Here is a 23,345-nt window from a genome sequence, read left to right as displayed (position 1 = left end):
CGGCCTGCTCAGAAACTTCCGTTGCACGTGGGCGCTCAACGGCACTCTCCTGCCGCCTCACCTCTCGGCGAGGCACCCCCGCTCTGGCTGGGACTGTGTTGCCAAAGGCGTTTCCGGGGGTTGATCAGTAGCTCTCGGCAGGATCCAGGCCGCGGGTCAAAAGGTACAGGCACTTCATCACGGCACGCACAGGCAGTCCGCCGCACAGGCCGAATTGACCGTGTTGTCGGCGTCCGTGGATGTGTGTTGGTGGCCGTAGAGGGCCGTCGACGTGCGTGCATGTTCGCCGCCGTTGCTACACCCGTTGCTACACCTCGACCCGTCCTTGACGGGGGTGCGGCTCGCGCGGCAGGGCCGTCGCTGGACTCGACGCGCAAGCCGGCTGGATGTGGCTTGTCGGCTGTGGAGGACCGCCGACGTGCGTGCTTGGTCGTCGCCGTTGCTACACCTCGCCATGACCGCGACTGCGGCGCGCTGGCCTCCATGGCAACGCCTCCGCTCGCCNCGACGGCCGCGTGGGTCCGCGCGACCTGCCGGCGTCTGTGCCCGTCCGACGTCGCCTGGAGCTGGCCTGAGCCCGAGCTCAGCGCGAGGCGCCGTCTTACTCACTGCCNAGTCCTCCTCCACTCTAAGAAGATCGGCTTTGCAGGTTCGGGGACGAGCCGCCGGCCATCTGTGATCACTGGTTGGGTTCCGTTCAGCACCGCTGCGGGCTGGCCGGTCGGGATGGCCGTATCGCTGTCNGTCAGGGGTCGTGGTACCCGGTGAACGGCCAGAGGGAAACATCGGCCTCCTCGCCCTGCAAGGACTCTTCGAATGTGGCCGTACCCGCGTACACCGTGAAGCTCGTGACCGCAATGATCGGCATCGTCGTGGNATTGACGTTCCTTTTCGGGTTCGGAAACTCTNTCGCTCTCGGCCTGCGTTTGGGTGTTCCGGTGTTCATCGCCCCCTTGGTGGCTCCGGCGGTGGATTTGTCTGTCGTCGGGCTGCTCTTGGGGACCCGTCAGTTGGCGCTGTATGGCGGTCCCGCCGACGTGCAGCGGTCCGCTCGGCGTCTGCTCATCTTCGCCAGCCTGGTCACCTTGGCTCTCAATGTCGCCGAGCCGTTGATCGCCGGCCAGTACGGCAAGGCCGCGTTCGACGCCGTCGGCCCGTTGCTGATGATCGGCTGGGCAGAGGTTGGCCCTGGTTTGATCCAGGCTATGCAGCCTACCGGGGCACGCGAGCCCCTGCCGACCTCACGAACCACGGACGATTCGCATGAGTTGATGCTGATGAATCAACCGCAGTTGCCCGCGCAGTCTCGTCAGGATGTCAGGGCGGGAGAAGTGCTCTCGGCAGACGCGGCACCCTATCGGAACGGTTCGGGTGCGCGGGAGCAGGACCTGCTCCACCGGGCGCGAGCCGAAGACGTGCTGCATTGGCATCAGCATCAGCGCCCGATCTCCGCGGAGACGCTCCGCAAACGGCTCCGCGTCGGTGCTCCCCTTGCCCGCAGGCTGGTCGCGCAACTCCGCAGCGACATCCACACCCAGATCGAAGGCAGCGCAGGGTCAGCTGGCGGTGAGCCCCAGCAGGCATTCTGATCGACAGAGACTTGGGGCGATGCCCGTGCCCCCGCTGGTCTGGTGGCACGGGCATCGTTGTCGAGCTTCTCCGTAGGACGCGGCCGGCTGGTTATAGAAGCTGACGGCGGTCAGCCTTGGCCGAGCCAGTCTGCTGTGATCCCCCTGAGGTCCGAAGCCCCGACGTCGCCTGGGCTGTAGACCGGGATCATGTATGTAGCAGACGACCTCGCAATCTGGGGCGTGACTCACAGGAAGCATCGTTTCGTATCCCCGACGTGTCGCCTACGGGCTTTCGCCGATGATCGAGAAGGGAGACCACGCGCCNTGGTGGCACCGGTTCTTCCTCCGCGGAAAAAGGGCCTGGCCACCGTGCCGTTACCGTTCGGAAAAGGTCAACCGGAAGACGACACTGGTCCATGAGCGAATCTTCGTCGATGCCCTCCTGCGCCAACAGTTCGACCGCTCGCGGGAGGAGCGACGGCTGTTCGACCGCGGCCACCAGCCCGGGTTCGTCCCGTCTCCACCCGCGTGCCGAGATCGTGGTCATGGCGTTGCGGTAGGACACGTCGCNGAGGCGGCCGAGCCGGCGAGCCCGATAAAGCAGGGCCTGCATGCTGACCCCCCACCGCTCCTTCAGACGCGCGAGAGTCCGCCATGCGCCGCTGCCCATGGTGGTAGGGAGCTGGTCGTAGATCACCTCGGCCGGCATGAGCAGCTCTGCGGCGAAGCGGTGGGCCTGGTCCTCGACGACTCGGCCGCCGGGCTCGGCGTCGCTGTGCATGATCAGATGACCGAGTTCGTGGGCGACGTCGAAGCGTTGGCGGTAATAGTCCCGTTTGATCGGGTTGAGGACGACTACCGGGCGGAGCCTACTGTCGAAGGAGTAGGCATCCACGGAGGCGGCCTGTGGTGGGCTGAACACCACAAGGACACCATGGTTCTCCAGAAGCCGGACTAGATGTCCGACCGGTCTCGTCTCCAGCCCCCACTGTTCGCGGACCGCCTGCGCCGCCCGCTCCGGATCGTCGCTGTCGGTGTCGTCCACCGAGACGGGGAAGCTTGGCAGGTCGACGGCGGGGAACTCGACGTGGCGTTCCAAGCTAGAGGCGACGTCGACAGCCGTCTGGCCGTATGCGAACGCCTGGTCCCGGGCCAGCTGGGTGGTGGAACGCAGCGAGCGGAAGTGCGGCGTGGAGCTGAGCCGTGCGATGTCGTCCGGCCGAACGGCGAAGAAACCGGGCTCGACCCTGAGACTCAGCGCGAGCTGGGCGACGTTTGCCGCTGTTGGGCGCTTCGCCCNAGACTCCCACGCCGCGACAGCGGTCGGGCTCTTGCCGACCTTCTCCGCAAGCTCGCTCTTGCGCAGGCCAGCCAGGTGCCGAGCCAAGGTCAGCCGTCCACCGTCGAACAGTGCGGCGACTTCGGCCGCCCGCTCCCCNGGCATCGTCGTGCCGCTCACTGAACGCCGCCTGCCTGGTTGCCCGGTCGGGTCGCTGGCTTCGACCGAAGGCGCACGGTCGCGTCCGGGACGGTGTTCGGTCCGGAGGGGGCCGGCGAATCTTCTCCTCGACGGCCTCCGCCAGCGGGCGAGTCGGACAGCAGGTCATGGTGCCAGTGCCAGGCGGGCCCACCGCCGGTGTTCAGTCGGGCGCGGCCGAGAACGAGCTCCCCTCTTCCTGTCCAAGGGTCGAGGCTGTGAGCGACGACGAAGGTCCGCATGTCCAGCTCGTGGGCGGCTTCCAGCGCGGCGGCGAAGCCGTCGATCTCCTCGTCGGCGATGCCGTCGAGTAGGGACAGCTGGTTCGAATCGGAAGCCAGCTGGCGGGCAACACGCTGCTTGGTCCGGCTCTTCCGCGGCCAGGACATCCGGTCCAGCTCACCAACGACGAACGCCGCAAGCAGGAACCGCGTCCGTTCCCATACCCAGCCAGGGCTGTGGTTGAGATCGGACCGGACCACCAGCCCAGGCGCCAAAGTCGGCATGGAGGCAACGTCACGGTCGCTCAGCTCGGCGTACAGCACGTCGAGGGCGCCATCGGTCTCCGCGTCGGGAGCCGGGGCGTACTTCCCGCAGGCGAAGACCCGATCGAGGCGATCGCGAAGGAGGGTGTGCCGCAGGATGCCGAGCAGCGTCGCGTCATGGCCGTCAGCTTCGGAGTAGACCTCCAGGGCCCGCGCGGTGCCGGACATGTAGGCCCATCGCACCGCGTCCAAGACTCCTGCACCACCGAGGTTGGCAATAACCTCATCCCGTTCGTTCACAGCACGAGACCCTACCACTGCCAGTAGATGATGTATCAAACTGAACCTCCGTGGCCCCCTCCAGGCCCTTCGATTGCTTCTGGATCCGAGGCGAAGCGGAGAACTCGGCGATGGCGGGCTGTGCGGCGACGAGACTCGCCACCACCATCGGGGTTCGCCAGCAATTCACCGACGTCCGGAGGGCCGGACCGGGCCAGGTTCGCCCTCGCCGGCACCGTGTCCGGGTGGTTGTAGCCGCTATCTCATGCCGCCCCCCACCGAACCTGCTGCGGGACCACGACCTCTCAAGGTGGCGGACCCCGGTCGCGGGGCTGGCGCATCGGGCATCGGGTGGGAGCGGGGCTCGTCATGTCGCGGGGACGCCGCCCGAACCGGTTGGCGATCCGCTGGAACGTCGACTTCCTGGCGCCGGTCCGTGCCCGGTCGCATGTTCCGCCCGCGCACCACAACCGGATGCTCCCACCACTCTGACCAGCGCCGATGAGCTTCGCCCACATGCCGGCGCTGTCGGCTGTGCGTACATCGACCGTGTCTGCTTTGACATGTCAATCTGTTTGCGCAAACATCTGTCGTGTCGGTGCAGGGCCGACGGAAGTGGATGGGCGTCGAGGACCTCGGTCGGATGCGGCGCACCGGGAGGAGAAGGATGATCGCGGGGGGTCGCCCGACCACGGCCAAGGCACCCGACGGCTGGCAAGCGTGGCGCGAGGAGGTCGTGAACCGGCCACCCGCGCTTGAGTTCAGCGGAACCGTGCCCTACCGGCAGGGATGGACCCTGCTGGTGCCCGACGGCAGCGGCCTCTACCTGCTGCACGACCTACGAGGCTTTCTCTACATCGGGCGCGCGCAGGACCTCCAGGCCCGCTACCAGCAGCACTACTGGACCACCCACAACCGTGCCCTGAGGACAGCGCTCCGGAAGCCGCTCGGCGAGACCAAGTTCAGCTGGATTTGCTGCGACCNGATGGCCGCGGTCGTGCACGAACGCGAGCTGGTGCGCAGCCTGCAACCACTGTGCAACGTGATCCGCTTCACCTCCTGAAGGCTCTAGGTCTCCTGTATCCCCGAAAGGAACTGCACCGTATGGCCATCACCGTTCCCGCCCTGAAAGGGCAGATGGGAACTATCTCGTACTACCAGACGAAGATGCGCGCGAAGGAACTCATCGCTGTCGCCCGGCCGGCCAGTGAGCGGGACGACTGGGCCGACAAGGGCCTGGAGGAGCGCATCCAGCGAGAGCTGAACAAGAAGCGTGTGCGTGACGAGATCGTCCCCTACCTGGCGAACTTCGCGGATCGCTTCTTCGGGTCACTCCTCGTCCTGGTTGAAGCCCCGGAAACCTTTGAGTACGAGTCGGCCGCTCAGTTNCTTCAGAAGGACGTCCCCGCGACCTACCGCAAGACGCTCGTTCAGGTCGGGACGCTCACTATTGACGGCGGCGAAATGATCGTTCTTGACGGTCAGCACCGCTTCGCCGCCCTGCGCTCAGTGATCCAGAAGGAGAATGATAAGGAAGAGGAGGTCGCCGGGCCCTACGTCACCGAGGTTCCGAACGACGAACTCGTGATCATCTTTATCGAACACGAGAGCACTGAGACGACCCGGAGAATCTTCAACAAGATTAACAAGACGGCCAAGCCCGTGGGCCGTAGTGACAACATCATTATCAACGAGGACGACGGCCACGCCATAATCGCCCGGCGTCTCATAGAGGAGGGCGCAGTCCTAGGCCAGCAACGCGAGACGAGAGAGGGCAAGTACGAGCCGATCGTCAACTGGAGGTCGACGACGATCAGCGAGCGCAGCGCGCACTGGACGACGCTCTCCGCGGTCCACGACACAGTAATGGACATCCTGAAGCACAAGGGCAAGGACTTCGACGAGAAAAGCCAGCGGCCCGACGACAGCCTGCTGGCCGAGGCCCTCGACATAGCCAGCGACTGGTGGACCGCCNTGTTGAACGGAGTCGAAGCGTTCAAGACAATCCAGGCGGACCCCAACAACGTCCCACAGATCCGCGCGGACCACTCCGAGTGGGGACTCCTCCTGAAGCCCGCCATGCACATGGTCATCTTCAAGGCCGTGATCAAGGCGGCGGAGCGCGGTACCCCGCGCGACCTCGCGATCAGCCGCCTGAACAAGCTGCCCTGGCACATTAAGGATGGACTCTGGGAGAACGTCATCGTCTCGGGAGGCAGCCGCATCACCGCCCGCTCGGAGAACTTCGAGGTCACTGCGGAACTGATTGCTTACCTGATCGGCCGCGAAGGGAACACCCCAGAGATTCGGGAGAGGGCGCGTGCGAGGGTTGCCCACTACCGCGGCATGGACGACTACGAGCTCCCTGACCCCATTGCCTGACATCTGCTGCCAGCCGTGGCGAGGGACGGTCCCCGGACGACGACGAGGCCAGACCNAGTTCGGCCAGGGCCCGGCTGCTATGCCCGACAGGGGGTCAGCTGACCACTGGCAGAGCGGGCCATGTCGAACTGCACGTCTGCTGGGCCATCCGCGGCATGTTGTCGAGGAAGGCGTGCCGGCCGGCATGGCATAGGTCAGATACACCGCGACCTGCGCGTTCTCGTCACGGCCAGCCGTGACGGTGTACTGCCGTTGGACATCGACGGTCATCCTGCCCTTCTTGAGGTCGCCGTCTCGTCGACGACAAAGACCGCCGCGCGGGCGTGGATGTCAGACCCGCAGCGGTGCCAGCCCGCAGCCGTGTCCGAGAACCTGGCGTTCTAGAAGACTCCTGAAAATCTTGAAAGCCTGCCCGCTTTTCACCCATTCGCCCCGACTCCCTTTTGGGTACAAAGTTGGGCAAATCAGGTCGTCGAAGCAAGATCTTCAGTGCACTCCTAGACCGAGCCCACGCTCGCCTGCCAGATGATCGAAGAAGCGCTCGACGCCGGCGTCCCGGCCGCCCCTGGGCCACCGGTGACGAGGTCTACGGCAACGATCCCGCCCTGCGCGCTCGCGAACCGGCGGCTCGGCTACGTCCTCGCCGTCGCGAAGACCTACCAGATCGACACCAGGGCCGGAAAGAAGGCGATCGATCTCGCCGTCACAGTCACCCTGCCCGAACGAGCCTGGACCAGGATCTCGGCCGGGATCGGCGTCAAGGGCGAGCGGCTCTATGACTGGGCGCTCGTCGCCACCACCGACCAGGACCTCACCGGACAGCACCACCTACTGATCCGCGGCAATATCCGTACCGGCGAGTACGCCTTCTGCCGCGCCNACAGCCNGACNCCCGTCCCACTGACCGCCTACGTCCCCTCGCTGGGATTCGCTGGGCCGTCGGGGACGACTTCCAGAACACAAGGAACTCGCCGCCCTCGACGGACACCGGGGCTGGACCTGGACCTCCTGGCACCGCTGGGCCCCGCCCGCGATGCTCGCCTTCGCCTTCCTCGCCGTCACCACCGCGCGAGCCCACGACATCAGCCCCGCCGACGGGCTGATCCCGCTCACCGTCCACGAGGTCCGCCCCCTGCAACGATCCCGGTGGTCGGCCCCCNTACCGGAGTGCAAGCCCACGTCGGCCAAGGCGGACCCCGCTTCGGCCCGCTGACGGCAAGGCGTCCAGCCCGGGTAGGATTCCGGTCATAACTTCATGTTTTCCGTCGCACGGCCGCGTCTCACCACATGGGAGCCGCAGTCAGTCAGGAGACAGCAATGTTCAGTTCTGAGGCGGAGTCCGCCATGCTCGGCCTACAGCGCCGAGCTGTCCAGGCACACGACATATTCGAGCTGGAGCGTATCGACCGCGCCCTCGACGAAATCGTCCGGAATCGGGCGAAATCGTCGCCACCACCGTTCCAGGTCCGTAGCGCCCTGGCTAACGCCGGCAAGGTCCTCAAGGAGCGCAGGGCGACCGCGGCGATCTACTCCCTGGAGCAGGATGTGGCTGCTGGCCAGGACTACTCCGGCTGCGCCGACCCCGGCTACCTCGACGTGGAGTATGCCGACTGGATCGACCGCGCCCCATTGCCAGTCGCGGACCAGGCGTTGCTACGCCGGCTCGTCGCCGGCGACGAAGCCGACGCACTGGCCACCGACTACGGCATCTCCGAGCAGCGCATGCGCGAGAGGATCTCACGCGTCCGCCGCAAGGCCAGGTCATTTCTGCCGGTGTTGCAGGCAACGGCGTGAGCGCCCTTCGGCTCCTACGGCTACGGCCCTGGCTGATCCGCGAGGTGATCCCACCCCGGCGGATCGGGACCTATCAACTGCACCGCGACGACGCGGTGACCTACATCGGTCGCAGCGACACGGACCTTCGCCGTCGCCTCATCCAACACGCTGAGGCGAACCGAGGGGACTTCTTCACCTTCGACGTCCATCACACGCGTGAGCAGGCATTCGTCATCGAGTGCGCCCACTTCCACAACACGAAGGGCTTCACCTCGAACCTGATCCATCCCGCGGCGCCATCCGGGGAAGCACGGTCCTGCCCCTTCTGCCGCGGAGTCGCCAACGCACGACTTCGCCTGCCTGGCACCCGTCCTGCGGCGCGAACGCATCGATAGCCACCACCACCGAGACGGAGACACCGCGTCTCGACACGAGCAAGGAGATCTACCGCGATGGCCAGCAGCCCGCTCTTCCAGTCCCCCGATACTGCTACTCCGCCCGCCCCGACCAGGGCCCAGGTAGGTGGCGACGCTACCCACGCGGACCTCATCCAGGTTGATACCGCCCTGGAGTCGATGCGCGACAGCGGCTACGACCTCACCGCCGCCGTCGGCGAACCGGTCGACAACAGCCTTGAGGCCAACGCCCGCATCATCCGGGTCGAGCCTACTTACGGTGCCAACAACCAGTCCGTCGACGCGATCGCCGTTGCCGACGACGGGGCCGGCATCGATCCCGACAACATGGCTCACGTGCTCTCGATGGGCTACAGCACCCGTTACGGCCAGCGCAGCGGACTCGGCCGATTCGGAGTCGGCATGAAGCTCGCCGGTCTGAGCCTCGGGCGTCGGATCGACGTCTACTCAACGCGTCGGATCGATGACCGCATCTGGCACGCCTACATCGACCTTGATGAGATCAAGAACGGTACGCAGAAGCACATCATCGCCGAGTCCGTCGAGGACTGGCCCAGCACCTACGCCCGCCTCATGGCCGATGCTCAAGGGAACCCGTTTTCCTCCGGCACGCTGGTCATCTACGGCAACATCGACCGGCTGACCAGCGGCGGCCACTACGCCACCGCGCTTGACGAGAAGATCAGCGAGTTGCGCACCTTCATCGCGCGCACCTACCGGTACTACCTCGACAAGGGCCGGACCATCGAGCTAGCCGGCACACCGGTCACCCTGCTCGACCCCCTGTTCCTGCTCGACAACCCCCGCATCATCAAGCAGTACAAGCCGCTCGACGTACGAGGGACCATCATCGAGCAAGCAGACATCGAGATACGCCCTGGTCAGAGGATCCACGTCACGGTCAGCCTGGCCCCGGAGGAGTTCCGTCCCAAGTCTGGAAGCGGTGGAACTCATGACTACAAAGGGCGGCCGATCCGCGACTATCATATCGCCGAGAGCGCCGGTAAGATCAGCATGGTTCGCAACGGCCGCGAGATCAACTACGATATCGTGGCTAAGCTCCTTCCGGCCGGCGTCGATAAGATCGATCGGTACATCGGTATCGAAGTCCAGTTCCCGGCCGAACTCGACGAGTTCTTCCAAGTGCGCAACGTCAAGCGAGGCGCCGTCCCGGTGATGAAGCTCCGCGAGGAGCTCCGCAAGTGGCTCGACCGCCCGGTGCGGCACGCCCGCAGCCAGATCCGTAGGCATTGGAGTGACGTCGAGACCAGGGAGCGTGCCGAAGCGCAGGCTCACGAGTCAGTCACCGCCGCCGTGGCTCGCGTGGAGCAAACTAGCCCGCCCGGTCAGGCGGGCAAGGACGTCTCCCCGGAGCAGGAGCAGCAGTACATCAGGGACGTCCTCGACGATCTTCAACTTGACTCGGGCGGCGACGATGTGGACACCGCCGCGCGCGTCCAGCAGGAGATCGAGGAAAAACCAATAACGATGGTGGATGCTGCATGGTCGGGTTCCGAGCTGTTCGAAATCGTGCACCTCAACGGAAAAGCGATCGTGAAGATCAACCACCGGCATCCGTTCTGGAAAAAGGTCTACGGACCCATCAAGGCAGCGGCCTCCGGCACGACGAACAGTACCGACGAGGAACTCCTAGGGCTACTGCGCAACGCGGAAGCAGGTATCGACGCGTTGATTCTCGCCTACGCCAAGGCAGAGAACTTGCACACGGACGCCGCTCAGTTCGATGACCTACGAACCTATTGGGGCACGTTCGCCCGATCCTACATCAACGAGGTTATCAAGGAAGACTGATCATCCTGGCTGCGGTGAAGGGTAAACGCCCCTCACCGCAGCCACGATCATTCGCATAGTCACAAATCAGTGCATCCGCACACGGCTGCACCACACGCACCGACACGATACCGACTGCACCAGGAAGGCGCGATGCCGGCGCCGGCATCATTGGGCAGGTTCAGGCGATGGAGCGGTACGGCGCAGGAGCCGATGCCCACGTGTTTCCACCTGCGCCGCCGCGAGGGTGGCTTGCCAGCCTCGCAGCGTACCAATGCGCTCCGGATGCTCATACAACCCAGCACGAATCTCGGCCCGGGTCAGCCTGGAGTATAGATTACGGCGCGAATCCTCACGCCCAATGAACTCCTCCTTGCGATGTAGCAGCGGCGGGTTGCTCGACCGGCTATAGTCGCGCCAGTCGACGCTCAACCTACGCAGATTGACCGTGACCGCCGCGGCTAATGTCGGGTGTGCATCACGATCAAACCGAGGGNAGGTGAGATAGGAGATTTGCGGTTCTACGACCGAAAGCTTTACCATGTTCGCCCCCTCCACCGTTCCCGTCAACGCGCGGGCGCACCCCTCGTATACCTGGAGCACCGGCGGCAGTTCAGCCATGGCCGAGCGATGGACGTACAACGCGGTTGGAGTCTGCTTACCGACCGGTGAGCTACNGGCAGTCACGAGGATCACCGCCGGGCTACCGCACGCCCGCAGCAGGCGATCTGCCTGCTTACAGGCGGCCTGGTAGCTACCGAAGAGCGCGCGGATATCCGCCGCCAAGGTATGCCCGAGCTCGTTGAAGCGGGGCCGGCGGCGGAACCGAGAAAGGGCAATGTAGACCAGCAGCTCAGCACGCCGCTGGATCCTCACTCGGTCCCAATGCGCATCCGGCGTGACCTGCCGGATCAGCCGAACACCCTGACCGATACCGCCGAGCGCCTCCCGGATACAGCGCTCGTGCTCGGCGCTCAGCTCTCCTGCCCGCGGAGTACGTGCATGGTCACTCAAAAAGCCGAGCAGCGGCGCGAGGGTATCACAATGCTGCTCGTAAACCGCGTGTGGGTCAGTACGAACGCGTGGTCGATATCGGTATACGCGTGTCGCGATGAACTCTTGTGCCTTACCAGAATCACGAAAGACGTAGAAGACCCCTGGTGCGGCAGCGAGAGGGCGAACGGCAAGCGTTTGCTCAATCCAGTCCGCAAGCTCAGTCTGTTCATAGAACTTCTGAAAAGTGCCGCTCCTCGTTAGAATGCCATCGCCAAAGGGCCGCCCGACCAGGCCGCGAGCATCCCATGTCAGTCGAGAGGAAACGATAAGCAGTTCGCCTGTTAGGTCCCAGGCCGCGCGCAGCGCCTGCGCGCGTTCATCAACGCGCTCGATCACATTAATCACATAGCCGAGATNGACAATGTCGGCGCGACACTGTCGATATTGTGGCCTATGAACCGGATCCCAGCCCTCAACGTCGTATCCGAGAGTCTGTAGATGGCGAATGTCGCCNCCGCGGCCACAGCCATAATCGAACACTGACATGGCTGGATTAAGCAGCTCGTCGGAAAGTGCCAGGGCAAGGGGCCGGGATAAGGACACGCGGGTCATAGCGGTCCGGTGCCGGGCCACGGTCGTGGTCATGATGACGTAGAAGCAGAAAGCGCGAGACCAGCGAGACCAGCGACGTCGGTTACGCGAGCGTCACCAACCAAATATCCGATGCCCCTGTGTAGATGAAGACGGAACTGTTGAGCAAGCGTTTCATCTTCAAGTGGAAGCCCATCCTGATGACAGCGATAGCGTACTAGAGCCCACAATATGTCGCCCATATCGCCAGCAAAGACGCGCCAAGTCATCTCAACACTGCTATCGAGTGTGAGCTTCACCGCGGGTGGTGGTGCAGGCTCGGCGAGAGAACGACACAGTGCCCAGCGGCAGAGTACATTCCAATGCGCTATTCCGGTTCTGCGTTTCAGCGTGATGAGTTGGTCGCGGGCTGTCTGTGATAGCCGGATGTGCTCGATGGTCATGGCCGCCGCTACTCCCAGAAATAGCCGAGCTCGACAGACGTGGCATTCGTTTTGGGGTCAAACTCCAACCTATACGAACGGCCTACGTATTTGGCGATCCGATCGTAAGCTAGCTCGTCTACCTCAGTGTCCGTCGATAGAAGGATAACCTGATGGCTTGCTTCAGGGAAATACCGTTCCAGGAGGTGACCCCGGTGAGACCCATCGAGCCGACCGAGCGGCGTGTCGATGATGATCGGAAGCGGCCGGCCGGCGGCCCGAGCCAGACCCCACAGCAGTGCCACGGCCAAGAGCTGTCGTTCACCTGCGGATAGCTCATGAGATGACAACGGTCGACCATCCAGCCCGGTCAATCTGACCGTGTAGGACTCTGGGTCGATATCGATATCGGTGACTAGCTTGTCCTTACGCAGGAGGCGGCTAAGTGCGTCCAGGATCAGTTGCGAGATACGGTCTAGGTGTCGCTCCGTCGCGGTTGCGCGCAGACGGTCGAGGGTGATCCGGACTCTGTCTACGTGATCAACGAGGCGTCGTCCGTCATCGGCGGTCAGGTTCGCCCGAGCCGCCTTATCAAGGGCAGCTTCGTACGCTGCGTCCGCGCGGGCTCGCTCGTGGCGAAGCGTCGCAAGCCGCTCCTCAGCGTGCTCGAACTCAGCTCTACTGCGGATTGCGTCGGCTGAGGCACGATCGCGTTGCTCACGCAAGGGGGCCAGGAGTTCAGGATCAGGCATCGCTACGAGGATTCGTTCAGCTTGGTCGAGCTCTGCGGACGTCTGTTCACGCCGTTCCAATAGTCCGCGTAGACGCCGTTCTGCCCCGGGCAAGGTAGAGTCCCGGAGAATCTCAATCATAGCGACGTCCTGTAGTGCTGTGACGACAGGCGCCGCAGCGGCGCGTTCGCGCTCGGCACGGTCGGCAGCGAGGAATTTTTCGATTCTCGTGAGCGTCGTGCTCCGAATCTGGGCTGTCCTGAGCTGTTCTAGTACGATGGCNTCGCGTGCGGTCACGGTGTCCGTGATGATCCGCTGTCGGCCCGCTTCGACCTCCAGGTCGGCTTGGGCCGCTAGATCACGCAGCGTGCCGATCAGCTGTAGAAGCGGCGCCGATCCGGCTAGCTCCTCACGCAGTTCATCTTCGAGTCGTGATAGCTCACGTCGGAGCATTTCGACCTTGGTTTCGGCAGCATCGCGGCGATCGAGGAGATCGCCACCCGCAGACCGGTATCGCTCAGTGGCTTCGAAGAGCCGCTTCTCAGCACGCTCCAGTTCGACGCGCANGGCGCCAGCCGCGGCGACGGCCGATTCTTCGGTTTGCCGAAGCGATGTGACCGTGCGTCGGCGATCCTCTACATCCTCGCGAAGCCCATCGGGCACCTGGTGGTTCCTATGCCGACGGCGGAGTACCGCCAGGTCGGTGTTCAGCCTTTCGACAAGGTCGAGACCAAGCAGGGACGCGAGAGCAGAGTCGAGGACCTCGCGTGACCGATCCATATCGGCCAGCGCCTCGATCTGTTCGCCATCGAAGAAGAACAACCCGGCGATACCGCGCGGCAGAAAAGTTTCGATCTGGTCACTCCACGTGGAGGCCAGGGCGGCATCGTGACGTCCATCGACCGAAACGAGAAGGATCTCTCGTACAGATGCGCCCGTGCTCCGCCAGCTCCGCCGTACCCAGTATTTGCGTTGGACTCCTTCTTGGCGAGCGTGAAAACTAATTTCGATAGCAGCGCCCACAGTATGCGGCACGCCGCGATGGATCAATCCCCGAAGATATTTGTCGTAGCTGCCGGAGCGGCGGCCGGACACTTGCGCGAGCGAGCCGTAGAGGACAAGGTGAATCGCTTCGAGGATGGTGGTCTTTCCCGCGCCGTTCAGTCCACCGATCAAGGTAATGGGTTTCTTGGTCGATGGCGACGAGAGTTTGATCGACTGCCTGCCGGCGAAGGTCCCGACGTTTTCCAGCACAAGTTCATCGATTATCACTGCGCTGCCTCCGCATCCGCGTGGCGGACGTAGCCGTCGGCAAGGTCGAGTGGATCGGGCTCGTCGATGGTCTCCGCGGCTAGTGTACGGTCCAAGGCGGACTTACGCTGGTGCGCTCGGGCCGTGGCGTCTTCCTCGTCGTCGTAGAATCCGCGCCGAAGGGCNTTCTCCAACTCCTCGAATAGTCCAGCACGGCGCGCTTGGGCANGGNGACGCTGCTCAATGTCGAGCAGCTCTCGTACCAGTTCGAAGTGAATCCGGTCCTCTCCTACGACCGATTTCAGGATCTCCACGGTGGCTGGCCCGAGGGGCAGGTGTTCGTCAAGTTCCCGCCCGGGGTACGCCTCACCCGTTACGGCCTCGTAGATGCGGGGTAGGAGGTCCTCGAACTCGTGCTTGTCGACCACCCAAATGCGGCGGATCTCCTCCNGTTCGGCGAGAGTGATGAGTTCGAGAGTCCGGACGTAGTCCGGTCCATTAGCACGGATCCACACCTGGGCTTCTAGCAACTGGGTAAGCCACCGCTCGCGTGCGACCTGCGTGTAAGGCCCCGGGATCGGCTTTCCGTTGAAGAGCTGAACTGTACCGTTCATGCGGCGAAAATCGCGTAGGTGCCGGTCGTCCGCTACATCAAGCTCATTGCGCAGGTCGAGCAGCGGCAGCATCCACTCCTTTTCTTCGTCGTTCTGGATCATCGCGGACATCGACTTATCCTTGTCGACCAAGGTGCACGTCCAGCATCCAAATCGGCTGTCACCGCAGCTTGGGGTGCTAGCGTCAACGACGAGCGGGCACTCGCCATCAGGCGACGCACCCTGATACATCGTCAGAAGGTCCTTATTGGAGTATCCCCACGGGTTTGAACGCTGCATCAGGAAAGTCCACACGTCGTCGTTCGACCAGTTCTCGATCGGCGTGTAGACGAGACAGTTTGGCAGGTTGTCGTTTGGGCTGAGTAGATCGCGCACACGCCGGGATTCAAGGGCGGTCATGCGGTGCGATCGCCCGGAGCTTTCGGCTTTTCGGGTACCCAGCACCAGAATCGCTTCGCTGTAAGAGCGAACCATCTCGCGTATGAAGGCGTTCGATGGCTTAATCTTCAGGCGTTCTGTGCACCAGCGAAACTTCGGACGCGGGGCAGGGTACCCCCGTCCTATGAGGTTCACCCAGAAGGTGTCTGTTATAGCTGGCGTAAGCCGGTGTGTGGTGATTGGTAGGTTCTGCTGCGCCGCTGCTGACGCTAGAATTTCCAAGGAATGGGTAACCCAGGCAGCCACGACCGGGTTCTCCACGAGCGTGTCTGTGCTAATCACGTGGACAGGCTTGGTTCGCTGTTCCGGAGTGAGCTGGGCCAGCGCCATCCAGACAAGCTGGAGAACCGCTGTGGAGTCCTTGCCGCCAGAGTAGCCCACCACCCACGGAACGCCGTCGGCCAGGTAAAGCTCCTGGGTTTGGGCGACGAGTGCATCGACCGTACCGGCGAAGCCGGCCTCGTCGAAGGCGGAACGCCTTTGGATAGGCAGGCTACGTGTCACGTCTCTCCTTTGCCGAACGCATCCTCAGCGCGCTGTTCCTCTGGCAGAAGAGGCAGATCGAGCGAGGCGCGAATTATCGAGGTGGTCAGTAGGACGTTCGCGGCGCTCTTACTGACCTTTCCTCCTAGGATGGCGCGGCCCTCCCAAGTTGTGGAGTTGGCGCGACGCCAATCGATGGTGCGTAGTTTCTGGAGCCGCTGCTCCCATGTTGCCGGGTCCTGGCTGGCTTGGAGCAAGCCGTTTCCGACCTTGCCGAGCGCGTGCAGGACGATGCCGTGGCTGTGGATAAAATCGCGTCGAATTTCACCCGCGGTGACTTCACGGTTGCGAACCTGACGCCACTCGGGGAACTGGTCAGCGACGATCCGCCAGTACTCGGCAGCCAGATCAACCCGTCGCTCCAGGGACGTGGTTTCCACGTCCTCAAGCAGTGCCTTATTTGCGTTGTAGAAGGCCGACAAGGTGAACAGCTTCCGGGACCGTGCGGCCAGGTTGCTGGTTTCCATTTCGGTTAGATCGCCGAAGAAGGTGGATCGCAGGACCGCCAATTTCGTGATGATCGACATCTCGTCGCGATGGTCATATAGCACACCGATCGACTTGGATGGCCTGATTGCATAGCGATTGAGATCGGCGAACATCTGTTGACAACGGTCAAGGCCGATGTCAAGAAACAGGACAATCGCGATACTTTCGTCGCCAAGCTCTGGGCTGGCGATTAGCGCTTGCTGGATCGCCGCGCGGCGGTGCTGTCCGTCGTTGATTACAAACTTGGCGGACATCGGGATGGTCAGGGTTCCGACACGCTCCGCTGGGCCGCTGTCTACGGCCAACGGTTCGAACTGGACCTCGGCATTGACGGACGCGGTGAGCGCCGAGAACACGTAACTGCTCGGGTTCTCGACGACATAGCGTGCCATCTCCGGCACCCGAGACTTGTTGAGCGTCCGTTGTGCCCGCATCTCCGCTGGCAGCTCCTCCTCGTCGAACACGAAGAGTCGCGGGATGAGGCGGAGTGGACACATGGTTACGTAGTACTCCCGCCCAGCCTGCACCCCTCGGATGGCTGGGAAGACGTACTCGAAGGCGCCGGGACGGCGGCGCGCGCCCGCACCGCGCCCCGGCTCGTGTCTGACCTTGGCCTGTGGCACCTGTTACACCTACCAGACGAGTGGTCTGTACGGAAGGGACAGTCCGAACATACGCCCGTGTCCCCCCGAACATGGGTCCGAACCTGCGCGTATGATCGTGTCCATGACCGTAGCGACTCCCGCAGACAGCCTGGTCGGCGCCACAGCTGACTCCGCCGCCGAGCGACCGGTCTACCTGGACTGCAACGCCACCACGCCCGTGGAACCGCGCGTCGTAGCTGAGGTCATGGCCTTCCTGGCGGACGAGTACGGCAACGCAGGCAGCCGTACCCATGGCTTCGGCCAAGCAGCGAAGCGCCGTGTGAACCGGGCGCGTGAGGAGGTCGCCCGCGTCGTCGACGCCCAGGCGGACGAGGTTGTGTTCACTAGCGGTGCAACTGAAAGTAACAATCTAGCGATCTTGGGGCTTGCTCCAGAGGGCGAGCGCAACCGGCGAACCCACATCGTCAGCAGTCAGATCGAGCACAAGGCTGTGCTGGAGCCGCTTGAGGAGCTGCGCCGACGCGGCTTCGAGGTGACGCTTCTGCCTCCAACGCCTGGGGGCTGGGTTGACCCAGACGAGGTCCGCCGATCGCTTCGCCCAGATACCCTGCTCGTTTCCATCATGGCAACTAACAACGAGACCGGGGTAATCCAGCCCATATCCGAGATTGCTGCGCTGCTCGCGGACCATGAGACATACTTTCATGTCGATGCGGCGCAGGCATTTGGCAAGCTGATCGACCCGCTGCGTCACCACCGGATTGATCTTCTCAGCGTATCCGGACACAAGATCTTCGCTCCGAAGGGGATCGGTGCGCTTGTTGCGCGGCGCCGCGGCTACCGACGAATCCCGCTCAAACCACTATTCTACGGCGGCGGCCAAGAGCGGGGACTCCGCCCCGGAACCCTGCCGGTAGCACTCATCGCCGGACTCGGTTTGGCCGCTTCTCTGGCACTCCGTGAGCACGGCGAACGTATTCAGCAGTGCGAAGCCATGAAGGAGGCGGCACTGGCGGCTCTAGAGCCTCTCGGTATCGCGTTCAACGGCGATCAAGCTCGGATGGCCGCGCATACACTCAACTTCTCCATCCCGGGAGTGGACTCGGAGGCCGCGATAGTGGAGCTTAAGGACCTCGTGGCGATATCTAACGGGTCCGCTTGCACGTCGCAAAGCTACGAACCCAGCCATGTCCTTACCGCTGCTGGACTGCCTGACGAGCGAGTTGCCGGAGCCCTCAGGTTGTCATGGAGTCACCTCACGCCCTCAGTAGACTGGGTAGCCGTTGCTGAACGCTTGCGCCGACTCACTGGCACCGCAATCGGCTAATTCCCTGCCGCGATTCTGCGGTGCCGAACCCCCACGCTGCACAGTGACGGTCGATGGCGTCGCTCGTGATGAAGGCGTAACCAGCCTTTGTGCCCAGTAGGCAACCAAGGCCACGGCGACGGCTACCCGTCAGCTCCGTTCACGGGCGTGCCCAGGGGGCCGACCACCGATGTCTACGGGGAGCCTGCCTTACTTCCGTGGGGATTCCGGCGGAGGCCGTGGCTTCTCTGGACAGCGTCCGGTACGGCAGCAGCGCGACGCTGGCCGCGCAAGCGAGCCCTGCGATGAGCAGCGTGGCCCTGACGCTGGTGAGCGCGGCGAGCCCGCCGCCGGTGAGGACGAACAGTGGCTGCACCGTCTTGGCGCTGATTCCCCAGGCGGTGCGGACGCGGGCCATGTAGGCGTCGGCGGTGACCTCCATGCGGTACGTAGCGAACACCGGGTTGAACACTCCTGCGCACGTCAGCATGGCTGTATCTGCGACCACGATGATCACTAGTCCGGTCAGGCCGTGGGATGCAAGCGGGTACAGCAGGATCCAGGGGGCGCGGGCCGCGCCGGCGGCGAGCAGCACGCGCCGCTGGCCGAACCTGCGCACCAGTACCGGCGCGAGGCGGGAGCCGGCGATCCCGCCGAGGCACGGCAGGCCCAGGGCCAGCCCGTAGGCGTACGCGGATAGCCGGAGATCGTCGAGGATGAGGACGGCGAGCAGCGGAATGGTCATGATTACCGGGCCGCCGAACAGCATCGCGTTGAGGAACAGGGGCCGCAGTCCGGGGTGGGCGAAGATGTAGCGCCATCCCTGTCGGATGCCGGAGTGGGCGGAGCGCTCGGGCGGTGGCGGCTCGCGTGCGTGGATGCGCCGCACGCCGACGGCGGAGCCGAGGTACGACGCGGCGTCGACGGCCATCGTCGCGGTGGCCCCCAGTCCGCCGATCAGCAGCCCGCCGGCCGGCGGCCCGGCTGTATCTGAGATCCAGTCGGCGGTCTCGAACCAGCTGTTCGTCGCCAGACGCCCCGCCGGATCGGTCATCGCTTTCAGGTGCGCCCCGCTGGCGGCGCCGAAGGCGATCGACGCGGTCGTGCAGATGGCCCCGACCGCGACCAGTTGCGGGTAGGTGAGGAGACCCAGCACGGCAGCAGCCGGCACGCTCGCGAGCGCGGCGAACCGCACCAGATCCGCCGCGATCATGACGGGTCGTTTGCGCCGATGTTCGATGCCGGCACCGAGCGGCAGCAGGACCGCCGCGGCGGTGAGCCCGGCCAGACCGGACAGCAACGACACCTCGAACGCGGAGGCGTGCAGGACGAGGACCGCGACGATCGGCAGCGCCCCGGACCCGATACCGCTTCCCGCCGCACTCACGGCGTAGGCGAAAAGCAGATTACGGCGATCTCGGTCCCGCACCGGCGCACGGTACCACTCACAATGTTCCCGCCAGGTCGAAGCCGCCGGTGCCCAATGCGCAGAATTCTTGAGAGCAGTGGTCGCCCGCAAGGCCAAAGGGCGCCGGCCGGGCGGGCGCCGCTGTCCCGGTGGCCGCGGTGCAAACCACCACGCCAGCGAATGAGGCAGTTGATCTGACGGCTGGTGCGGCGCGCGAAGATGTCGGCCAGGTTCGGAACGTCGTCGCTGGTCAGGGCCACTCTGGGACGCGAACGGAATGTTCTGCGTCCGGGGAATGTGTGACCCGCTCCGATCAGGCAGGGTAACCCGCGACCGACGATCTCGATCTGAAGTAGGGGAGCTGGCCACGTGGATGCGGTTCAGGATGAGACGGCGGGCGTCCTCGACGAGGAGCAAGCGGACGTACTGCGCGCGCGGCTGGTCGACGGGCTGCTTTCGGGTGGGTGGATTAGGACGGCTCAGGTGGAGGCGGCGTTCCGGGCTGTGCCACGGCACCTGTTTGCGCCTGAGGCGTCGTTGGAGGCGGCGTACGCCGACGATGTCGTGCGGACGAAGTTCGACGCCGACGGGACGGCGATCAGTTCGGTGTCCGCGCCGTGGTTGCAGGCGACGATGATCGAGCAGGCACGGTTGGCGGCCGGGATGCGCTGCCTCGAAGTCGGCTCGGGCGGGTACAACGCGGCTCTTCTCGCCGAGCTGGTCGGTCCGACGGGCGAGGTGACCACGGTCGACATCGACCCGGACATCACCGACCGAGCCGCTGGCTTCCTGGCCGCGACGGGCTACGACCGGGTCCGGGTCCTGACTGGCGATGGCTGGGACGGCGCGGCCGAGCACGCCCCGTTCGACGCGATCATTGTCACGGCGCAGGCCGTGGACCTGGCACCGGCGTGGGTCGACCAGCTGGTCGAGGGTGGCCGGCTCGTCGTCCCGCTCCGGCTGCGCGGTCTCGGCCGCGGGGTCGCCTTCGAGCGGCAGGGCAACCGGCTGGTCAGCCGCGAGACGCAGATGTGCGGCTTCGTACGGATGCAGGGCGCCGGCGCGAGCCCGATGGAGCGCCTCGCGCTGCGCGGCGACGAGATCGCCCTGCGGTTCGACGGCAACTACCCGGCCAAACCCGAGCTGTTCGACGGCATCCTCGACACCCCTCGCGTCGATACCTGGACCGGGGTGCGGCTCCCGCCGATGACCTCGTTCGCCACGCTCAAACTCTGGCTCGCGACCGTGTTCGACGGCTACTGCCAGATCGACGTCGCGAAGGACGCGGCGACGGAGTCCCTCGCGCCTGAGGGCAAGCCGCCCGGCGACGCCGTCGTCCACGGCGCCAGCCTCGCCTATCTGACCTGCCCGAAGATCGCCGAATCGCTATACGAGTTCCGCGCCCACGCCGTCGGCCCCGACGCCACCGCCCTCGCCGAGGACCTCGCCGACCAGGTCCGCATCTGGGAACGCGACCACCGCAACGGACCCGACCCCCGCATCACCGCCCACCCCGCCGAAACCCCGGACCACGTTCTGCCACCGGGCCGGACCCTCGACCGAGCCCACGCCCGCATCACCATCACCTGGCCACATCCAGCGGACCCGGACGCGACCTACCACGGCTCCCGCCCGGCGCCGAGCTAATTAGGTTAGTGGGCCTGTGCGACGCCATCTTGTGCAGGCCCGGAGCCATGTTCTCCTGGACGATGCGCATGAGGGCCACGCGCCTCGGGTCGACGAGTGGCGCCACTTACCCATGGCGTCGCAGGGCGGCGAGGATGGGAATCTTGCCGATGGTGGCGTCGTCCAGGTCGTCCCAATACAGGCCGGCAGGCCGGCGGGCCGGGCCGCAGGTGATGGTCCGGGTGGGGGTGACGATGAGGTCGACGCTGAAGTCCCAGCNGGATTCTGGAAGATCGTCCTCGACGACCTGAAGGTCGTGAACGGTCGTGACGACGGTGGTGGTGGGACGGATGAGCCCGGCTTCCTGGAGGAGCGCGAACTCGATGTCGGAGTAGCCGGCGCCTTTCCCGAGGCGTACGCCGTGCGGGTTGACCGCGACGCTGCCACAGACGATGAGGTCAACGGGCTGCATGTCCTGCACGCCGACCTGGCGGGCGAGGGTGGCGGCGAGGTGTCGGTCGGCGGCCTGGTCTGGCGGTATAGGGAGGGTGGCCGGGTCGAGGTGGTAGAAGGGCAGCGGTTCGGCCAGTCTCGGGACCGCCATGTAGACGGTCTTGCCGTCGCGCAGGGCGCGGGCGCGGACGGGTTGCTGGGCCCGGTCGGGAACGGCCTTGACGATCCGCGCCGAGGCCCACGCGGGTAGGGCGGCGAGTCGTGCGGCGGCTTCGTCCGCGCCGACGAACGTGGGGATGTAGCCGTGGACATCGGGCGGAGCGGCGTGTTCGCGCTCCAGCAGGGTCCAGATCCGTTCGCGGACGCGCTGTTTGGCTTCGTGGACGTCGAGGTTCATCGGGCTGCCTGGCCTGCGGGTGCCATGACGTCGAGGAGACGGTCGCAGGCGTCGCGGACGGTCGGGACGTGGCGCCAGGGCTGGAGTTCCCGGCCGATCGTGAACGCCATCGCGATGCCCNCGCCGCCCCAGGTGCGGGCGACCACGTCGAGAGCCTGGCTGAACGCGTGTCCGGCCTCGTCTGGTTTGCGTTGCCGGATCTGGGCGAGAGCGAGGTTCCCCAGAACGATCGCGTCGGCTTTCGCCGGGCTGTGGGGGTGGGAGATGACGCGTTCGAGCAGGCGCTCGGCCGTCTTGGGCTGGCCGAGGAACAGGTAGCAGGAGCCGGCCATACGCGGGATATGGCCGGGCGAGTACAGGTAGCTCGCCTCGTCCGCGGCGTCAACGGTGCCGAGGAGCCTGTCGGCCTGGCCGAGTAGCTGTTCGCATTCGGACGGGCTGCGCTGCATCGCGTACGCCTCGGCGGCGTGCAGAGTGGCCAGGCCGGCGAGCACGTCGCTGGAGCCTTCGGTCACCGCCATGCAGCGCTGGGCGAGCTCCAGCGCCGCCTCCGGGTCCTGCTCGCCGTGCAGCGCGACGATCGTCGAGCGCAGCAGCGCGAGTCCTTCCGCGATCGGGTTGCGTAGCTCCCGGCCAGCGTCGGCGGCTCGATCCAGATAGGCGCGGGCCTGGTGATGGTCACGGCGCTGGGAGGCGTCCCACACGAGCTGTCCCATCAGGATCGCCGCCTCGGCCTCCACCGTCAGCAGCTCCCGTTGCACCCGCGCGGACGGCGCCTGGGAGCGCAGGTAGCTGGCCAGGGTGAGTAGCTGGCTCGCCTCCGGGAGCAGAGCTGTCGCAGGCGTGCGGTCGTACTGCACGTCGAGGTCTTCGACCCGCTGCCGCAGAAGCGCGACGGTCACCAGATCCACGGATCGGGGCTGGTCGCGGACGTAGCCAAGGCGTTCCTCGACAGACCCGTCCGGTCCCAGCGCCGCGACAGTCGGCCAGGCCGCAGGATCAGCGAGCACGGCGGGCCGCCGGCGCGCTTGTGATCCACCAGCAGCGGGCTGGGCTGGGGCCACTGGAGCGGCCACGCTCCGCGCCGCGCTCGCGCGATCAGATGGGGCCGGCCCCGCGGTACCCACGCTGTTAAGAAGAAGCCGATCCGAGGGATCGAGACGCTCGTGGTCATCGAGATCGACCAGGGCATGGACGTCGGTTCCGTAGACGCCGGCGAGCAGGGCCAGAGTCTGCGGCGTCAACCGGCGCACCCGTGACGTGGGAAAGTGCAGGTCGACCCGGGGCGCGGTGCCGGG

At 65.1% G+C, this 23,345-nt stretch carries 14 protein-coding genes and 15 pseudogenes; 8 read left to right on the top strand and 21 right to left on the bottom strand.

All coding sequences use genetic code 11. From position 1 onward, the window contains the following. Positions 1 to 909: 909 nt before the first annotated feature. Positions 910 to 1,589, top strand: a 680-nt coding sequence (locus UG55_RS38430) for a hypothetical protein (protein ID WP_242424692.1), incomplete at its 5' end; no start/stop codon positions are given. A 307-nt stretch (positions 1,590 to 1,896) separates the two neighbouring features. Here the strand turns inward: UG55_RS38430 and UG55_RS30125 are convergent. The 4 genes and pseudogenes from UG55_RS30125 to UG55_RS17810 form a co-directional block, all read right to left on the bottom strand. Continuing rightward, a pseudogene (locus tag UG55_RS30125) lies at positions 1,897 to 2,118 on the bottom strand (Xre family DNA binding protein); the annotation flags it as partial. A gap of 24 nt (positions 2,119 to 2,142) precedes the next feature. Next, positions 2,143 to 2,870: pseudogene (locus tag UG55_RS47580) on the bottom strand (ImmA/IrrE family metallo-endopeptidase); the annotation flags it as partial. A 1-nt stretch (position 2,871) separates the two neighbouring features. After that, positions 2,872 to 3,009: pseudogene (locus UG55_RS47575) on the bottom strand (helix-turn-helix domain-containing protein); the annotation flags it as partial. 17 nt (positions 3,010 to 3,026) lie between these two features. Further along, entirely contained in the window at positions 3,027 to 3,833 is an 807-nt protein-coding gene (locus tag UG55_RS17810) for a hypothetical protein (protein ID WP_066070331.1), read from the bottom strand. Positions 3,834 to 4,916: 1,083 nt separating this feature from the next. Between UG55_RS17810 and UG55_RS47570 the strand changes: the two are divergent. From UG55_RS47570 to UG55_RS47560, 3 genes and pseudogenes are all read left to right on the top strand, one after another. Next, positions 4,917 to 5,200: pseudogene (locus tag UG55_RS47570) on the top strand (DNA sulfur modification protein DndB); the annotation flags it as partial. A 1-nt stretch (position 5,201) separates the two neighbouring features. Next, a pseudogene (locus UG55_RS47565) lies at positions 5,202 to 5,786 on the top strand (DGQHR domain-containing protein); the annotation flags it as partial. Between the two features lies 1 nt (position 5,787). Further along, on the top strand, positions 5,788 to 6,194 hold a 407-nt coding region (locus UG55_RS47560; protein ID WP_396230943.1), incomplete at its 5' end, for a hypothetical protein. A 186-nt stretch (positions 6,195 to 6,380) separates the two neighbouring features. Here UG55_RS47560 and UG55_RS28660 read toward each other — a convergent pair. Beyond that, positions 6,381 to 6,508 (bottom strand): annotated as a pseudogene (locus UG55_RS28660) (transposase); the annotation flags it as partial. Between the two features lie 1,003 nt (positions 6,509 to 7,511). Here UG55_RS28660 and UG55_RS17790 point away from each other — a divergent pair. Both UG55_RS17790 and UG55_RS17780 read left to right on the top strand, forming a co-directional pair. Continuing rightward, a complete protein-coding gene (locus UG55_RS17790) occupies positions 7,512 to 7,988 on the top strand; it encodes a hypothetical protein (protein ID WP_066070319.1) in 477 nt (158 codons plus the stop codon). A 434-nt stretch (positions 7,989 to 8,422) separates the two neighbouring features. Then, entirely contained in the window at positions 8,423 to 10,198 is a 1,776-nt protein-coding gene (locus UG55_RS17780; protein ID WP_083986932.1) for an ATP-binding protein, read from the top strand. A 147-nt stretch (positions 10,199 to 10,345) separates the two neighbouring features. Here UG55_RS17780 and UG55_RS47555 read toward each other — a convergent pair. From UG55_RS47555 to dndB, 13 genes and pseudogenes are all read right to left on the bottom strand, one after another. Beyond that, a pseudogene (locus UG55_RS47555) lies at positions 10,346 to 10,673 on the bottom strand (SAM-dependent methyltransferase); the annotation flags it as partial. A gap of 1 nt (position 10,674) precedes the next feature. Beyond that, positions 10,675 to 10,854, bottom strand: a pseudogene (locus UG55_RS47550) (SAM-dependent methyltransferase); the annotation flags it as partial. 1 nt (position 10,855) lies between these two features. Further along, a pseudogene (locus UG55_RS47545) lies at positions 10,856 to 11,589 on the bottom strand (DNA phosphorothioation-associated putative methyltransferase); the annotation flags it as partial. Position 11,590: 1 nt separating this feature from the next. After that, a pseudogene (locus UG55_RS47540) lies at positions 11,591 to 11,686 on the bottom strand (hypothetical protein); the annotation flags it as partial. A 1-nt stretch (position 11,687) separates the two neighbouring features. Next, a partial coding sequence (locus UG55_RS47535) for a hypothetical protein (RefSeq protein ID WP_396230944.1) occupies positions 11,688 to 11,818 on the bottom strand: 131 nt, incomplete at its 3' end. After that, on the bottom strand, positions 11,815 to 12,207 hold the full coding sequence (dndE, locus tag UG55_RS47530; protein WP_083986930.1) for a DNA sulfur modification protein DndE: 393 nt from the start codon (positions 12,205 to 12,207) through the stop codon (positions 11,815 to 11,817). The genes UG55_RS47535 and dndE, both read right to left, overlap by 4 nt. A gap of 8 nt (positions 12,208 to 12,215) precedes the next feature. Beyond that, positions 12,216 to 13,199, bottom strand: a pseudogene (dndD, locus tag UG55_RS47525) (DNA sulfur modification protein DndD); the annotation flags it as partial. Between the two features lies 1 nt (position 13,200). After that, positions 13,201 to 13,483: pseudogene (locus tag UG55_RS47520) on the bottom strand (DNA sulfur modification protein DndD); the annotation flags it as partial. Position 13,484: 1 nt separating this feature from the next. After that, a partial coding sequence (locus tag UG55_RS38425; protein ID WP_242424691.1) for an AAA family ATPase occupies positions 13,485 to 14,189 on the bottom strand: 705 nt, incomplete at its 3' end. After that, positions 14,186 to 14,353, bottom strand: a pseudogene (locus tag UG55_RS47515) (DNA phosphorothioation system sulfurtransferase DndC); the annotation flags it as partial. The pseudogene UG55_RS47515 and the gene UG55_RS38425, both read right to left, overlap by 4 nt. A 47-nt stretch (positions 14,354 to 14,400) precedes the next feature. Further along, positions 14,401 to 14,618: pseudogene (locus tag UG55_RS47510) on the bottom strand (DNA phosphorothioation system sulfurtransferase DndC); the annotation flags it as partial. A 1-nt stretch (position 14,619) separates the two neighbouring features. Further along, positions 14,620 to 15,724: DNA phosphorothioation system sulfurtransferase DndC (gene dndC, locus UG55_RS47505; RefSeq protein ID WP_396230942.1), on the bottom strand; the 1,105-nt coding region annotated here is incomplete at its 3' end. Then, the gene (gene dndB / locus UG55_RS17765) at positions 15,721 to 16,875 is read right to left on the bottom strand and encodes a DNA sulfur modification protein DndB (protein ID WP_083986929.1); all 1,155 of its coding nucleotides are present in this window, start codon (positions 16,873 to 16,875) and stop codon (positions 15,721 to 15,723) included. The genes dndC and dndB, both read right to left, overlap by 4 nt. A gap of 103 nt (positions 16,876 to 16,978) precedes the next feature. Here dndB and dndA point away from each other — a divergent pair, with 103 nt between their 5' ends. Beyond that, positions 16,979 to 18,184: a cysteine desulfurase DndA gene (gene dndA / locus UG55_RS17760; protein WP_066070497.1), complete on the top strand. Its 1,206-nt coding sequence runs from the start codon at positions 16,979 to 16,981 to the stop codon at positions 18,182 to 18,184. 139 nt (positions 18,185 to 18,323) lie between these two features. On the opposite strand, the gene UG55_RS17755 is transcribed toward dndA, so the two are convergent. Next, complete coding sequence (locus UG55_RS17755; protein WP_066070307.1) at positions 18,324 to 19,592, bottom strand: MFS transporter; 1,269 nt, start codon at positions 19,590 to 19,592, stop codon at positions 18,324 to 18,326. Between the two features lie 348 nt (positions 19,593 to 19,940). On the opposite strand from UG55_RS17755, the gene fxlM reads away from it, so the two are divergent. Then, a complete protein-coding gene (gene fxlM / locus UG55_RS17750) occupies positions 19,941 to 21,218 on the top strand; it encodes a methyltransferase, FxLD system (protein ID WP_066070304.1) in 1,278 nt (425 codons plus the stop codon). Between the two features lie 106 nt (positions 21,219 to 21,324). Here fxlM and UG55_RS47500 read toward each other — a convergent pair. Further along, a pseudogene (locus UG55_RS47500) lies at positions 21,325 to 21,476 on the bottom strand (5-formyltetrahydrofolate cyclo-ligase); the annotation flags it as partial. Between the two features lies 1 nt (position 21,477). Next, on the bottom strand, positions 21,478 to 22,047 hold a 570-nt coding region (locus tag UG55_RS17745), incomplete at its 3' end, for a 5-formyltetrahydrofolate cyclo-ligase (RefSeq protein ID WP_242424690.1). Positions 22,048 to 23,345: the final 1,298 nt, after the last annotated feature.

Origin of the sequence: Frankia sp. EI5c (assembly GCF_001636565.1) — a bacterium.
Classification (GTDB): Bacteria; Actinomycetota; Actinomycetes; order Frankiales; family Frankiaceae; genus Parafrankia.
Note: the sequence above shows the minus strand (reverse complement) of the source record. Positions and strands in the feature narration are given on the sequence as shown.

Bases quoted from the DNA above. Each gene is read 5' to 3' on its own strand.
- UG55_RS17790 (WP_066070319.1), top strand. From the start codon at position 7,512: ATGTTCAGTTCTGAGGCGGAGTCCGCCATGCTCGGCCTACAGCGCCGA.
- UG55_RS17780 (WP_083986932.1), top strand. From the start codon at position 8,423: ATGGCCAGCAGCCCGCTCTTCCAGTCCCCCGATACTGCTACTCCGCCC.
- dndE (WP_083986930.1), bottom strand. From the start codon at position 12,207: ATGACCATCGAGCACATCCGGCTATCACAGACAGCCCGCGACCAACTC.
- dndA (WP_066070497.1), top strand. From the start codon at position 16,979: ATGACCGTAGCGACTCCCGCAGACAGCCTGGTCGGCGCCACAGCTGAC.